Here is a 14066-nt window from a genome sequence, read left to right as displayed (position 1 = left end):
CCGACGCCAATTCCTGCGGAAACTCCGACGCCTGCGGAAACTCCGACACCAATTCCGACGCCAATTCCGATATCTGCGGAAACTCCAATTCCGACGGCTAAACCTGGGGAAACGCCGATCGCCAATCAGAATTCGATCGCCCCAACCACATCTCCAACAACCGAAACCCCCACACCTGCGCTAATTCCTGCAGCTTCGGAAGACTGTATGTGCGATCGAATCACTTTACCCGATCGCACTTCCATTGCCGGCCCGAATATCCCTGAAAATATCCTCAACGGTACTGACGGTAAAGATACTCTAACCGGCAGCGATATTAATGACATCATCAACGGTTTCAACGGCAGCGACTGGCTAAATGGTTTTGTCGGCAGCGACAATATTTACGGTGGCCTTGCTAGCCCAGTTACTGTTGGCGCGGATGCAGACAGCGACACCATATTTGGCAACGAAAATAACGACTATCTCCTCGGCCACGCTGGGAATGACATTATTTATGGGGGTAAAGATCATGATGTGGCGATCGCAGGCAAAGATAATGACGTAGTTTGGGGCGACAAAGGCAACGATACCCTACTTGGCGATGAAGGTAATGACAGTTTATTTGGTGGCATTTCTGATGCGTCTGACAGTGACTTGACAGGAAAAGATTTGCTTTTTGGCAATAACGGCAACGACGTTTTGTACGGACAAGAAAGCGAAGATACTCTCAGCGGCGGCAACGACAATGATACCTTACAGGGCGGCAAAGATAACGATATAATTTGCGGCGATTCTGGCAATGATTTGCTATTTGGAGATTTGGGAAATGACACCATCTGCGGTGGCGATGGCGAGGATACGATTTTCGGAGATATTGACAATATCGCTACCGAAGCTAGCAGTCAACAAGATTATTTGTGCGGTGGCAGCGGCAATGATTTAATTTTTGGTAATCAAGATGCCGATCAATTGTGTGGCGGTGACGGTAGCGATACTCTGTACGGCGGTAAGGGTGATGATACTTTGATTGGGGGAATTGGCGACGACTGGTTGATGGGAGACTTCGGAAACGATACGCTGCAAGGGGGAAGCGGGCGCGATTACTTTTTCTTGACTCCGGGAGAAGGCCAGGATGTAATCGCTGATTTTACGCAAGGTGAAGATTTATTAATTTTAATGGGAGGGTTAACGGTCGATCGACTCAGCATACTTCAAGAAAACACTACAACGTTTATCAAAATTGCCAATACCGATCAAATCTTAGCTAGCCTCAAAGGCGTGCCAGCTAATCTCATCACTCAACAGGATTTTACAGTAACCGGGCTACCTGGTTTGCAGATAATATCGAATCCGGTTGTATCACAATGATCGCTAATATCATGTCCGATCGATTAACTATAATATCCCGGTCGGGGCGGGTTTGTGAGATTGTCAATTATTGGCAGGTATTGTTGGTGAGGGGAACCCCTAAAAAAATCGCGATCGCTCGACCTGACATAATATGAGACACTACTTAAATCTTTCGTATAGCGTCAGCAAATAGTCATATCGCATTGATTTATCCTCTCTAAAATTAATCTAGCCTGCCTTCAGAAGGTAGGCTAGGGCGATCGGGAGGAGTATAGAGTCAAACACAATATTGGTACTAGACTTGGGGTTAAGTTGAAACTGTAGGGTGCGTACTTCGCACCCTACAGTCTCTCATTTCCAGGCTCGGCTTTGTATTTAAACCGGAACCAGAGTCGGTTCCAAAGTTGCCACTAATTTGAGATTGTACTCATATTCAAAACACGGCTTTTTATAATCCAAACTCCACAATTCTAGAGCGCAATTGTCTTCGGGATTGAGCGGTTGTAGGCGCAAGTGAAACTCTCTAACTTCCGGGCGATATTCGCATTTAAAATCAGAAATTGCGCCTATTTGCCGCCTATCTAAAGCCACAGCTAACCGCAGAAAAGGATGCAATTTATTGACGAATTCACGGTATTTTTTCGGAAGAGCAATAAAGTTTTCGTGCTTCTTTTTGGGAGGATTTTTCCGGTGATAGCGAGCCAAATTGGCAATTACTTCAATCTCTGTTTCAGTGTAGCCCAATAACTCACCATTGCGAATTAAATAGTAAGAATGCTTGTGGTGCGCTGAATGACTGACGTACAAACCGCAGTTGTGCAGAATTGCGGCAGCCCACAGCAACTCGCGTTCTTCACTTCCCCAGTTGTGTAGAATTCCTTGAGTTTGGTCGAAGAAGTTGAGAGTAAATGCTGCGGTTCTTTCGCTTTGTTCTAAATTGACTTGATATTTCTCAGCCATGTGGTGAATGCTGCGCTGGCGGATTGAACCTTGATAGCGTAAGCGGTTTTCAATTAAACCGTGCGCCAGCATCCAGTCAACAATTACCCCTTCTCTCAGAGATCGATCGCAAACCGTCAGCGATTCAATTCCTAATAGTATCATAGCTTCCTGCAAAATCAAAGCGCCTGCCAGAATAATTTCCGCCCGCTTGTCCGACATTCCCGGAATTGCCAACCTTTCGGCATAAGAAAGTTTGCGAAAGCGATTGACTAAATCACGCAAATCTTTTAAACTTAACTGATATCCGGCTAGGGGACTCGGCACTGTTCCCAACTTTTCGCGAGCATTAATTGCCGCTAGAGTTTCGATGGTTCCAGCAGTGCCAATCAAGCGCAAAGGTTCGCCCTCATGGAATTGAGATCGCAATTCGTCGATCGGTCTTTCTAGCGAAATCCGAATATAAGCTTGCAAATAAGCAAACTCCTCCCTGCTAATCGGGTCAGTTTTGACAAATTGTCCTGTTAAGCGAACAGCACCAATTTTTGTACTGGTGAGACAGCGAGGCTCAGAACTGTCTCCTAAAATCAACTCCGTAGAACCGCCACCAATATCAATAATTACCTGCGACTGATTGTTAAACTCCATACCCGAAAGAACGCCGAGATAAATTCTCCGCGCTTCTTCTTGACCGGAAATTAAACTAACATTCAGGTCTAATTCTTCAGCAACTTGTTTCAGAAAATCCCGCCCGTTAGGGGCTTCCCGAACTGCACTGGTAGCCACAGCGATAATTTGTTCGGCATTGAAAGTTTTAGCAATATCTTGAAAACGGCGCAGAGTGGCGATCGCCCTTTCCATAACCTCGGACTTCAAACACCCTGTCTTAACCTCACAATCGCCCAACCGAACCGTATCTTTTTCTCTAGCAATAATCGTAAACGCGGGTAATTTCGGATCGATGCGCGCCACCACCATGTGAAACGAGTTAGTACCCATATCAATAGCAGCAATAATGCGATTTGACTCCGCAGAAGCAAGTGAATTAACCATTGGAGTATCGGGGTTGACAGATATTTATGATTATTTCACGAATCCAGTGAGGCATTGTATTAAATTAGCAAAAATTTGGAATTGCTGACTGGTCAAGACTTTTACCTGTTTTAAATTTCGGCAGAAGTGCGATCGCCAGCAGAGATAGTAAGTGATTGTGCCTAAAATTTGATAAAATCTAGAGTTAAAAATATGAAATCTAGAATTGAAATGCTTAAAGAGCCCGATCGCCAACCCGAATCCACATTGCTAACTGTCGTGAGGCTTTTGAGATGGGACAAACCAGCAGGAAGGCTGATTTTAATGATTCCAGCCCTCTGGGCAGTCTTTTTAGCAGCAGACGGGAGGCCGCCCGCAGCATTGGTGGGCGTGATTGTGTTGGGTACCTTAGCCACGAGTGCGGCGGGATGCGTCATCAACGACTTGTGGGATCGCGATATCGATCCCGAAGTAGAAAGAACGCGATCGCGCCCGCTAGCATCCCGCGCCCTCACCGTGCGAACTGGAATCGGAGTTGCATTAATTTCCTTTGCTTGCGCGGCGATTCTCGCTTTTTATCTCAATCCTTTAAGCTTCTGGCTGTGTGTCGCAGCCGTACCAATAATTATCTGCTATCCGCTGGCCAAAAGATTCTTTCCAGTGCCGCAATTAGTGTTATCAATTGCCTGGGGTTTTGCAGTCTTAATTAGTTGGAGCGCTGCCGTCAATGAATTAGAATTAGCGACCTGGTTGTTGTGGGGAGCAGTCGTGTTTTGGACGATGGGATTTGATACAGTTTATGCGATGAGCGATCGGGAAGACGATTTGCGTTTGGGGGTGAATTCCAGCGCGATATTTTTCGGGGACAATGCTGCTAATGCTGTGGGTTTTTTCTTTGTTGGTACTGTCGGTTTGTTAGCAGCAATGGGAATTGATCTGCACTTGCACATTGGTTTTTGGATGGCAATTAGTGCGGCGGCTATTTTGTGGTTTTTGCAGTACAGTCAACTGAAGAAAGCGGATCTTCCTAAGCTTGTTTACGGTCAAATTTTTCGCCAAAATGTTTGGGTGGGGTTTGTCATATTGGCGGGGATGATTGTTGGAGAGATTTTTTAGTTTTTTGTATGGCTTTTCCTGCAGGAAACGGGTATGAAACTCCAATGATTGAATTTTGACAGAAGAACTTCCCATTGATTTAAGCCTCAAAGCCTGTGTCTCTCTGCTTTGTATCGAAGTCTCCAACGGCTGCACATCCCCGAAAAAAGGGGGACGAGCGATAGCTTATTCCCCCTTTTTCACGATTATTATACAGAAATATACTGAGTTCAATATACTTAGTTATCAATCCAATTAAATTATTTTTTTTACATAAATTAATAATGTGCAGGCTTCTAAAAACTGATATTTTTTTGTTACACAAAATTTTACTCAATTATCCTAAATATTGCTGAATAAAAATAAATACAAACCGATTGTGACAGGTGAGGCTGGGGCATCTGGCTAAGAAAGATCTAGATCCGTTTCTCAGCGAGATTCAGAAGAGTTCTCGCTCTTTCAAAAATGCGATATATCCACCCCAAAACTATGAAAAAAATCATCATTGGCATCATGGGCCCCGGCGATAGTGCCACATCAACCGACTTAGAAAACGCCTATCAACTCGGACAACTCATCGCCGAAGCAGGATGGATATTGCTAACTGGTGGCAGAAATGTCGGCGTCATGGATGCCGCCAACAAAGGAGCAAAATCAGCTAACGGTTTAACAGTCGGCCTCCTTCCGGGAAATGACACTCGCGGCCTTTCTGAATCTGTAGATATTGCCATTGTCACCGATATGGGAAACGCCAGAAATAACATTAACGTTCTTTCTTCAGATGTAATAATTGCCTGCGGTATGGGGACGGGCACAGCTTCGGAAATTGCCCTCGCCCTCAAAGCTAACAAACAAGTTATATTGTTAAATCACAGCGCCGAAAGTCAAATTTTTTTTAAAGGTTTAGCACAATTTAACATCTTTGTGGTAAACACTGCTGTAGAGGCTATGAATCAAGCTCGCGAAATCCTAGTAAATTCAAGATGAAATCCAAGATGAGACTAAGTAAATTCAACTTTTGTGCGATCGGCATTTTTCTGACTTTGGGGATTTTCGTCAGTACCAAAGCAGACGGAAGAATTGCACAGTTCAGTTTCAGCAACAAATCCACTCAAAAAGTAGCACAAACCCTCCCTCCTCCTCCCCCTTTCGCACAGCCTGTTACCGAACAAGAAGCGCCACCTATTCGCAGCGAATCCGTGCCGGATCAAATAGCTTTAGCAACCCATTTGCAGACCATCAAAGCTAAACTCTACGGTGCTTACTGGTGTCCTCACTGCCAAACACAACAAGAACTTTTCGGTAAAGAAGCATTTACCGCAATTACTTACATTGAGTGCGATCCCAGAGGCAAAGATGCTCAACCAGATTTGTGCAAAGCTGCCAATATTAAAGCTTATCCCACTTGGGAAATTCGGGGTAAATATTACACGGGCCGGCAATCTTTGGAAAAACTTGCTATTTTATCCGGTTATAAAGGCAGCAGCAATTTTCTGCAACCAGTTCCCTCTCCTTAAAAATATCTAAATTAGTTCGCACTCGCACTCGCCCACTAAGAAACCTGGTTTTTGAACCGAGATTAACTGTTTTCAGCAATTATTTTGGTTAAAAACCAGGTTTCTCGCCACCCCTGCGTCCTAGACTATAAATGTAAAGTGCTGATGGCGCACCTAAAATTATGATTTTTATGAACCGAACTTCTGAATAATATGAATTGACATGAAAGTGATCTGGTTATTGAATTGTAATTAGGCGGACAGATATATGTCAATTTCAGACTAGCAGTTATTCAGGAGACTGAAGCGATGCAGTTACAATTTAGCAATAAACAAATAATCTGGACCAGTTTGCTATGCTTTTCGGCAATTGCATTTCCCTTAACGAGCCAAGCTTTAACAGTACAAGAAGTACCGAATCCCCGTCAAGTAAATAGCACTTGGGTAACGGACAAAGCAAACATTCTCAGCGACACCACCGAAACTCAGCTAAATCAAATAATTTCGGATTTAGAGGAGAAAAATAGCTCAGAAATCGCTGTTGTGACAGTGCCTAATACTAAGCCATCGGCGACCCCCAAAGAATTTGCTACAGAATTATTTAACTTTTGGGGGATTGGCAAAAAAGGTAAAAATAACGGAGTTTTATTGTTGATTTCGTCGGGTGAACGCCGCGTTCAAATTGAAACAGGTTCTGGCATTCAAAGCATTTTACCCGATGCACAGGTAGTGGGAATTATTAAAACCGAAATTACGCCCAGATTTAAACAGCAAGACTTTGACGGGGGCACATTAGCCGGGACAAAGGCGTTAGTAAATGTTTTACAAATTCCGACGGTAAATGCTCAATCTCAAACCACACTTTCTTTGGCTCCAATCGTACCATCTCAAGGGGTGAAACCGTCACCAATACCTAGTCAATCGCCAGTTATTAGCAATAGTACATCCACAGGTGAAGATTCATCGAATCTAATCTATGGCTTACTTGGGTTGTTATTCATAGCATTCATAGCATTTATACCTTGCTTCATTATCTTCAGAATATTTCGCAGCTTATTTTCTCGGATATCTCGTTACCGCCACCGCCGTTATCCGCGCAATTACAGCAGTAACAATCGCAACCACGGCAGTAACAGTCCAAATTACAGCATTAACAGCCACAACTATTACGGTGGTGGTGGCGACTACAGCAGTAACAGCATTGATTACAGTAGCACTAGCGACTACAGCAGTAACAGTAGTAGCGATGATTGCGGTGGCTACTACAGCACTAATAGCAGCGACTACAGTATTAGCAACAGCGACTGCGGGGGTAGCTTTGGCGGTGGCGACTCCAGCGGTGGCGGTGCCGATGGCGATTACAGCATTAGCAGTAGCTACTGCGGCGGTAGCTTTGGCGGTGGCGACTCCAACGGTGGGGGTGGGGGTAGCGATTACACCAGCAGCAGTAGCGATTATTGCGGTGGCGGCGACTACAGCAGCAGTAGCAGTAGCGACTACAGCAGTAGCAGTAGCGACTACAGCAGTAGCATTAGTAGCAGCGATTCTAGTAGTGGGGGTGGCGGTGGGGATTGGTAATTCGGGAAGGGAGGCCAAAACTGAGTTTTTTTAACAGGAATTAGTCCCCCTCTGCGGGGACTTTGTTTGTTTAATTGCGCTTTCAACCGCCCAACTCGCTATGGAGTAGTTAACTAAAATACTCTTCAACAATTTTCAAAATCCGCGAGGCTGCCAAACCGTCACCAAAGGGATTAATTGCCATTGCCATTGCGTTGTATGCTTCGGAATTGCTGAGCAATTCTGCCGCTGCTGTGAAAATTGTATCAGAATTCGTACCCACAAGTTTAGCTGTGCCTGCGGAAATTGCTTCTGGTCTTTCTGTGGTTTCTCGCAATACTAAAACTGGCTTGCCCAAACTAGGTGCTTCCTCTTGCAAGCCGCCGGAATCTGTGAGGATTAAATGACATCTCTGAATCGCTCCTACTAATTCTGCGTAATCTAAAGGTTCTGTTAAGAATACTCTTGGGTGGTCGCCCAAAAGAGCTTGCAAAGGTTCTCTAACAGTAGGATTTCGGTGCAGGGGTAGCAGTAAAGCTGTGTCGGGAAATTTATCTAAGATTTGGAGAAAGGCGTGAGCAATTCCTTGTAAGGGTTCGCCCCAATTTTCGCGGCGGTGAACTGTTGCTAAGATAGTGCGATATTTGCTCCAATCTAAATTGGGAATGTTGCATTCTGGTCCGCGTTTGGCGACAGAAAGCAAAGCATCGATTACTGTGTTGCCTGTACGGTGAATTTCTCCCAAAACGCCCGATCGCCCTAAATTCTCTTGGGCCAGCTCTGTCGGGGCAAAATGCAGCCGTGTGAGCTGAGATATCAACCGTCTGTTAGCCTCTTCGGGGTAAGGATTGAATACGTCATCTGTTCGCAATCCCGCTTCTACGTGACCTACGGGTATTTTCTGGTAAAATGCAGCCAAAGTAGCGGCAAATGCAGTCGTTGTATCGCCTTGAACTAAGACGATTTCGGGCTGCAATTCTTTAAACAAGGCTTCCAAACCCTGCAAACTCCGGGATGTAATATCTGTTAAGGTTTGCTGGTGCTGCATAATTGCTAAATCCCGATCGGCTTTTAGATCGAACATTCGCATTACTTGCTCGACCATTTCTCGGTGCTGGCCGGTTAAAATTACTTGGGTGTCAAAGGTGGGCGAACTTTTGAAGAGTTGAATTACTGGCGCTAGTTTAATCGCTTCTGGGCGAGTTCCTAAGACGATACAAACGCGGTGTGTGGCTTCGGGCATGGTAAAATTGGATAGTTGAGATTTGCGAGGGTGTTAAAGGCTCAATATTTTATAGCAGGTTTGAATCGTTGGTTAATAAGATTTATTTTTTTATGAACCGCAGAGGGCGCAGAGGGCGCAGAGGAGTGAAGAGAGATAGAAGGTGTTTTTTTGGGAGTTATATCGTTTCTGCTTGCACTTTTGGTACATTTTTATTTTTTAATTTGTCATGCCCTATCGTTACATTCTATTTTATAAACCATACGACGTTTTAACTCAATTTACTGACAACTCCAGCGAAACTAAACGCAGCACTCTCAAAGACTATATTCCTATTCCTAACATTTATGCAGTAGGAAGGCTCGATCGCGATAGTGAAGGTTTGTTGCTGCTAACCGATGACGGACAAATGCAGCACCGCCTCAGTGACCCGAAATTCGCTCATCCCCGCACTTACTGGGTGCAAGTTGAACGAATTCCCGATGCAAGTGCGATCTCCGCTTTGCAGACAGGTGTCACAATTCAAGATTATCGGACTCGATCGGCAAAAGTGCAATTATTGTTAGAAGAACCACCTTTGCCTCCCCGCGAACCGCCGATTAGATTTCGCAAAAACGTGCCGACAGCTTGGCTGGAAATGACTCTCACAGAAGGCCGCAACCGCCAAGTGCGCCGGATGACCGCAGCAGTAGGGTTTCCGACGCTGCGGCTAGTCAGGTGTGCGATCGGGCCTTTGCGTCTGGAAGGTCTCAAACCCGGTGAATGGCGCGAACTAACTCAAGCCGATTTTAGATTTTAGATTTTAGATTGGGGAATTACAGTCAACCGTCAACCGTCAACCGTTAACCGTCAACAATCAATAATCACCTACTTTCGAGGTGGCAAAATAAAACTTTCGTTTCCATCCTTATCTTTTTGTACCTGAGCTCCCAACTTGACAAGAGCTTGTTTGGCCCTTTGACGCACCACCTTATCAGTTGTTTGAGCATAAACCGTACTCCAAGCAGTAAACCGCACCGGCACGCTATCGGGATCTCGGCGCAAATACTCAGCAGTTGCTCGAAACATCGGCGCCAAATTCTGCCCTTGCGGGCTTCCTTCCACCCAATCAGCGGCCATTTCATGAGAGTTAATTGACTCTGGAATATCCCCCAACAACAGCAACTCATCAAGACCTTTAGTTCGCCACACTATCCAGGATTGGGAATGAAGTTGCGGCGAAACGGCAAGGGCCCTAGTACCACGCTCTATAAAGTTAACAGCAGTTTCAGGCTTTCCCTGATAAAAAGAAATAGCTGTGGAAAGAAACAGGTAGATGTCAGCCCACCGCGGGTCGCGCTGCGTAACTATGTCAAAATAATCTTGGCTCAGATTGTAGCCCGTCACATCTCGCGCTTCGTCGTCGCCAAAATACTGCAAAAATTTGAGAAATGTCCAATCTGCAATTAAATTGTCAAATCCAAAACTAGGGATAGTTTTGAGCATTTTCAGCCGCAGGGCTTCTTGCTGCGCTTCTTGCTGTGCGGCTTGCTTGAAACTGGCATCAGACATTGCAGAGAGCGGCTTTTGCCCCTGAACACCAACAGAGGGCATTCCGCCCAACTCCCCGCTAGACTGCATGGCAACGACCCCCGCCAGCGCTGCTAGACCGATAGCTCCATTAACGAGCAGGCTCAACCACTTACGCGAAAATTGTTCGATTTTAGCTTCCACGGCACTTTATAAATCCAAGTTTTAAATTAAGTTTATTGAAAGAGAGTAATAATTGGTTGGCGATCGACAATAAATCTCGTTAAACTGTCCAAAGGGATGGTGGAGCCTCCACACAATAGTTTAAGTAGTAGTGTGAGATTTTTTAGCAATATAAAATCTCAAATCAAAAATCTAAAATCGAATTGAGCCAAATTCAATGAATCAAGCCCGCAGACGCTTTTCTAAATTACAGGCAGCCCTGTTCAGTGGGGCGATGGCAACAACCGCTTCGATATCTTTACTCGTTCCCGGCCTGAGCCAATCAGTCCGCGCCGAGCTTCAAGATAGCCCCAAAGCTGTCTTAGACGAAGCTTGGCAAATTGTCAACCGAGAGTATGTTGATGGCAGCTTTAACAAGACTGACTGGCAATTGACCCGCCAAGAACTGTTGAGCAAAAACTATACCTCTCGCGAAGCTGCTTACACCGCTCTCCGCAAAGCCCTAGAGAAATTAAACGATCAGTACACGCGCTTCATGGACCCGAAGCAGTACGAAGCGCTGACGAATCAAACCTCTGGGGAACTGACAGGGGTGGGGATGAGGCTCGAAGAAGACGAGAAAACGAAAGTGATTACCGTAGTCGAGCCGATGGAAAATTCCCCGGCCCTGAAGGCAGGGATTCTAGCGGGCGATAGGATTTTGGTGATAGACGGCAAAACTACCAAAGGCATGACTGTCTCGGATGCGGCTCAGATAATTCGGGGCGACGAAGGCACAAAAGTCACGCTGCGGATTGCTCGTGAGGGCAAAAGCGAGTTTGACATCACTCTGACTAGGGCGAGAATTGAGGTAGCTGCGGTTCGCTACAGCCTCAAGAATGAAGGCGGCCAGAATGTCGGTTACATCCGTTTGCAAGAGTTTAGCTCCCACGCGGGCGAACAAATGCAGGTGGCGATTAAAAAGCTCTCGGATCAGAAAGCTGACGCTTTTGTTTTGGATTTGCGGGGCAATCCCGGCGGGTTGCTGCGAGTGAGCATTGATATCGCTCGGATGTGGATGGATACAGGGGCGATCGTCCGCACAGTCGATCGCGCGGGCGATTCTCAGGAAATGAAGGCAAATCGCACTGCGCTCACTGACAAGCCTTTGGTGGTGCTCGTGGACGACAACTCGGCCAGCGCCAGCGAGATTTTGGCAGGTGCTCTGAAGGACAACAAGCGCGCAACTGTGATGGGCGGCCAAACTTTTGGCAAAGCTTTGGTGCAGTCGGTGCATTCTTTGGCTGACGGTTCGGGATTGGCGGTGACGATCGCTCACTACTATACTCCCAACGGTACGGATATCAGCCAAAAGGGGGTTACTCCCGATGTTAAAGTCGAAGTCACCGACGAACAAAAGCTGAAATTAGCTAACAAACCGATGTTGGTTGCTACTAAGGATGATCCTTGCTACGCGCAGGCGATCGCACTTTTGAAAAATACCGCTTCCTCGGCGCGTCCCGTGGCCGCTAATGAGGTTCTTGTTCCTAAAAAGTAAGTAGTTGAAACCTTAATTTATTAACCATAAGGATGAAGATGAAGCCCGCGCCAGCGGGTTTTGTTTTTATGCTTATTGTTAGAGGGTATTAAGTAAATTTACGTGATGCAACGTAAGATACAGATAGTTAAAAAACTGCCTCTATGAGCATTATTCCTTCTTCCTTCTACTTAAGTTATTGGTTAATTGATATCCTGATCCTGATTAAAGCAAATTAGTGGGATGGGGATTTTTTAACCGCAGATATCAGCAGATGAACACAGATGCACGCTGATGGGATTTCCGACTTAATTAGTCATTCATGCGCCGGATAAACTCTAAGGGCAAACCGTCTGTATCGGCAATAAAAGCTACTTCGTAAACATTTTGCCCGATCGCCTGTTGAGTCGGTTCTAACAAAACTTTTAAAGCTTGAAACTGGTTTGGTTGGTCTTTAGCAGCTTCCTCAAACCGTTCTTTCAGAGACTGCAACCAGCTAGGCAAGTCAGTTGTCGCCTCAGTTAAATCGAAAGATAAATGATAATATCCAACATAATGCTCGTCTCCGAAAGCATCCGGTGCGGGTTTTGGTTCCGGGATTTGAATTAGTTCGATGCGTCCGTTGAGACCTTCCATCCAACAGGCTAGAGTGTAACCAGTGGTAAAGCGATCGCTCACAGTAAATCCCAACTGTTCGTAAAAGGCGATCGCCCGGTGTATGTTAGCAGTGCGAATGGAGGCGTGGTGCATTCGATTTTAGATTTTAGATTTGAGAATGGAAGTAGGAATTACAGCTTTGGATTTGAGATTTTAGAGGGTAAATTCGGAATTCGGAATTATAAACGGTCGCAGCATCTTTAGCGCGAAAGCAATAGAGCCTTCTTCCCTCTTCCCTCTTCCCTCTTCCTAACATCCGTTACATCCGTTACATCCGTCGAGCGAATCCGTTGCCGAACTTCCTTCTTCCTTAACTTATTCAAACAACCGAAAGTAGGGATATCTAATCGGAACTCCCGGCTCTTTTTCCAAATCAAAATTAATCACTTCCCAGCAAGGGTCCTCTTGAGGCTCGGGGCTAAAATCCACAGGCAAACCGTACAGTCTCGGCCGGGGCGATTCCGACTGACCGCGCCAAGGCGTGCTGCGTTCCAAATAAGCGCTGATTAAGTCGCGATAGCGTTGGGCAACGATCACGCGAGTTGCTCGGTAGCCTTGAGTATAGAGTCGATCGAGCGCTTCGTGAATTTCAAACCGAATCCCGTCCGGGTGCGTGTGCTGGCGATACCATTCATTCTCCCAGCGGCGCCAGTGCCGCCCAGACTGAAGGTGAACCAGTTCCCCCGTTTTTGGATCTGCCTCAAATGCCCCGTGACGCGGACACAAATAGGTATCCGTGAGCGTTAGAGCCGGAATTGTTTGGCGACAGTGGGGACACTGAATTTCCGGGCCAAACATCGGGTATTGCAAGGCAACTTCAATCATTTATTTGCGTCCCAGCATATTTTCTCTGCAAAAGTCCCAAATACTTTTATTATATCCCGTATCAACAACCAGCTAATCTGCTAGAAGTATAACGATCGACCAACTAATGAGCAATCTCAACGAATCTCAGTCTGCACTTCCTTCATATTGGCCAAGACCAGATCTATCCCAAGCGGCTTTTGTCGCTGAAGGCGCTGTTGTGATCGGCAGGGTAGAGGTGGCTGCGGGCGCTAGTATCTGGTACGGGGCGGTGGTGCGGGCGGATGTAGAGCGAATTGCGATCGGCTCAAGTACCAATATCCAAGATGGAGCAATTCTGCACGGCGATCCGGGGAAACCGACTGTTTTGGAAGATTTCGTCACAGTGGGACACCGAGCCGTGATTCACTCAGCTTACATTGAACGGGGCTGCCTGATCGGGATTGGGGCGATCGTCCTCGATGGAGTGAGGGTGGGAACAGGCTCTATCGTCGGTGCAGGGGCGGTTGTCACCAAGGACGTTCCCCCTCATACGCTAGTTGCGGGAGTGCCTGCCAAACGCCTGCGGGATGTCTCTGAGGAAGAAGCTGCGGAGTTGGTGGAACACGCTAAGCGTTACGAAAAGTTGGCTTTGGTACACGCGGGGAAAGGTTCTGATTTGGGATTTACTGAGGTGAAGGAATAAAGTTTTCAGGATAGTCTTGGACGCATAAAAACCTTCATA

13 protein-coding genes are annotated in these 14066 nt (G+C 46.2%); 8 read left to right on the top strand and 5 right to left on the bottom strand.

What is annotated here, in order from left to right:
- Window positions 1-1350: calcium-binding protein (locus QUA77_RS14655; RefSeq protein ID WP_333450817.1), on the top strand; the 1350-nt coding region annotated here is incomplete at its 5' end.
- Between the two features lie 357 nt (window positions 1351-1707).
- On the opposite strand, the gene QUA77_RS14650 is transcribed toward QUA77_RS14655, so the two are convergent.
- Complete coding sequence (locus QUA77_RS14650; RefSeq protein WP_333041447.1) at window positions 1708-3324, bottom strand: Ppx/GppA phosphatase family protein; 1617 nt, start codon at window positions 3322-3324, stop codon at window positions 1708-1710.
- Window positions 3325-3534: 210 nt separating this feature from the next.
- On the opposite strand from QUA77_RS14650, the gene QUA77_RS14645 reads away from it, so the two are divergent.
- From QUA77_RS14645 to QUA77_RS14630, 4 genes are all read left to right on the top strand, one after another.
- Window positions 3535-4419, top strand: a complete 885-nt coding sequence (locus QUA77_RS14645) for a 4-hydroxybenzoate solanesyltransferase (RefSeq protein WP_333450821.1) — start codon at window positions 3535-3537, stop codon at window positions 4417-4419.
- A gap of 468 nt (window positions 4420-4887) precedes the next feature.
- Complete coding sequence (locus QUA77_RS14640; RefSeq protein WP_333041439.1) at window positions 4888-5385, top strand: TIGR00725 family protein; 498 nt, start codon at window positions 4888-4890, stop codon at window positions 5383-5385.
- Window positions 5386-5393: 8 nt separating this feature from the next.
- Complete coding sequence (locus QUA77_RS14635; RefSeq protein ID WP_333450815.1) at window positions 5394-5915, top strand: hypothetical protein; 522 nt, start codon at window positions 5394-5396, stop codon at window positions 5913-5915.
- Window positions 5916-6203: 288 nt separating this feature from the next.
- Window positions 6204-7472, top strand: coding sequence for a TPM domain-containing protein (locus QUA77_RS14630; RefSeq protein WP_333450813.1), 1269 nt, complete (start codon window positions 6204-6206; stop codon window positions 7470-7472).
- A 109-nt stretch (window positions 7473-7581) separates the two neighbouring features.
- Here QUA77_RS14630 and wecB read toward each other — a convergent pair whose 3' ends face one another.
- On the bottom strand, window positions 7582-8694 hold the full coding sequence (wecB, locus tag QUA77_RS14625; RefSeq protein WP_333450810.1) for a non-hydrolyzing UDP-N-acetylglucosamine 2-epimerase: 1113 nt from the start codon (window positions 8692-8694) through the stop codon (window positions 7582-7584).
- Window positions 8695-8902: 208 nt separating this feature from the next.
- On the opposite strand from wecB, the gene QUA77_RS14620 reads away from it, so the two are divergent.
- The gene (locus QUA77_RS14620) at window positions 8903-9472 is read left to right on the top strand and encodes a pseudouridine synthase (protein ID WP_333176673.1); all 570 of its coding nucleotides are present in this window, start codon (window positions 8903-8905) and stop codon (window positions 9470-9472) included.
- 68 nt (window positions 9473-9540) lie between these two features.
- On the opposite strand, the gene QUA77_RS14615 is transcribed toward QUA77_RS14620, so the two are convergent.
- The gene (locus QUA77_RS14615; RefSeq protein ID WP_333450808.1) at window positions 9541-10386 is read right to left on the bottom strand and encodes a hypothetical protein; all 846 of its coding nucleotides are present in this window, start codon (window positions 10384-10386) and stop codon (window positions 9541-9543) included.
- Between the two features lie 196 nt (window positions 10387-10582).
- Here QUA77_RS14615 and ctpB point away from each other — a divergent pair, with 196 nt between their 5' ends.
- Complete coding sequence (ctpB, locus tag QUA77_RS14610; protein WP_333064345.1) at window positions 10583-11902, top strand: carboxyl-terminal processing protease CtpB; 1320 nt, start codon at window positions 10583-10585, stop codon at window positions 11900-11902.
- A gap of 291 nt (window positions 11903-12193) precedes the next feature.
- Here ctpB and QUA77_RS14605 read toward each other — a convergent pair whose 3' ends face one another.
- Both QUA77_RS14605 and QUA77_RS14600 read right to left on the bottom strand, forming a co-directional pair.
- A complete protein-coding gene (locus tag QUA77_RS14605) occupies window positions 12194-12631 on the bottom strand; it encodes a VOC family protein (RefSeq protein WP_333140329.1) in 438 nt (145 codons plus the stop codon).
- A gap of 222 nt (window positions 12632-12853) precedes the next feature.
- Window positions 12854-13363, bottom strand: coding sequence for a TIGR02652 family protein (locus tag QUA77_RS14600; RefSeq protein ID WP_015175878.1), 510 nt, complete (start codon window positions 13361-13363; stop codon window positions 12854-12856).
- A gap of 106 nt (window positions 13364-13469) precedes the next feature.
- On the opposite strand from QUA77_RS14600, the gene QUA77_RS14595 reads away from it, so the two are divergent.
- Complete coding sequence (locus QUA77_RS14595; RefSeq protein ID WP_333450806.1) at window positions 13470-14027, top strand: gamma carbonic anhydrase family protein; 558 nt, start codon at window positions 13470-13472, stop codon at window positions 14025-14027.
- The last annotated feature ends 39 nt before the right edge of the window (window positions 14028-14066 follow it).

Origin of the sequence: Microcoleus sp. K5-D4, from assembly GCF_036704575.1 — a bacterium.
In the GTDB taxonomy this organism is placed as follows: domain Bacteria; phylum Cyanobacteriota; class Cyanobacteriia; order Cyanobacteriales; family Microcoleaceae; genus Microcoleus.
This window is presented reverse-complemented; position numbering and strand designations above follow the sequence as displayed.

What these genes read in the sequence shown, in the direction of transcription:
- QUA77_RS14645 (WP_333450821.1), top strand. Translation starts at nt 3,535, where the DNA reads ATGCTTAAAGAGCCCGATCGCCAACCCGAATCCACATTGCTAACTGTC.
- QUA77_RS14595 (WP_333450806.1), top strand. Translation starts at nt 13,470, where the DNA reads ATGAGCAATCTCAACGAATCTCAGTCTGCACTTCCTTCATATTGGCCA.
- wecB (WP_333450810.1), bottom strand. Translation starts at nt 8,694, where the DNA reads ATGCCCGAAGCCACACACCGCGTTTGTATCGTCTTAGGAACTCGCCCA.
- QUA77_RS14630 (WP_333450813.1), top strand. Translation starts at nt 6,204, where the DNA reads ATGCAGTTACAATTTAGCAATAAACAAATAATCTGGACCAGTTTGCTA.
- ctpB (WP_333064345.1), top strand. Translation starts at nt 10,583, where the DNA reads ATGAATCAAGCCCGCAGACGCTTTTCTAAATTACAGGCAGCCCTGTTC.
- QUA77_RS14620 (WP_333176673.1), top strand. Translation starts at nt 8,903, where the DNA reads ATGCCCTATCGTTACATTCTATTTTATAAACCATACGACGTTTTAACT.
- QUA77_RS14635 (WP_333450815.1), top strand. Translation starts at nt 5,394, where the DNA reads ATGAGACTAAGTAAATTCAACTTTTGTGCGATCGGCATTTTTCTGACT.
- QUA77_RS14605 (WP_333140329.1), bottom strand. Translation starts at nt 12,631, where the DNA reads ATGCACCACGCCTCCATTCGCACTGCTAACATACACCGGGCGATCGCC.
- QUA77_RS14600 (WP_015175878.1), bottom strand. Translation starts at nt 13,363, where the DNA reads ATGATTGAAGTTGCCTTGCAATACCCGATGTTTGGCCCGGAAATTCAG.
- QUA77_RS14650 (WP_333041447.1), bottom strand. Translation starts at nt 3,324, where the DNA reads ATGGTTAATTCACTTGCTTCTGCGGAGTCAAATCGCATTATTGCTGCT.
- QUA77_RS14640 (WP_333041439.1), top strand. Translation starts at nt 4,888, where the DNA reads ATGAAAAAAATCATCATTGGCATCATGGGCCCCGGCGATAGTGCCACA.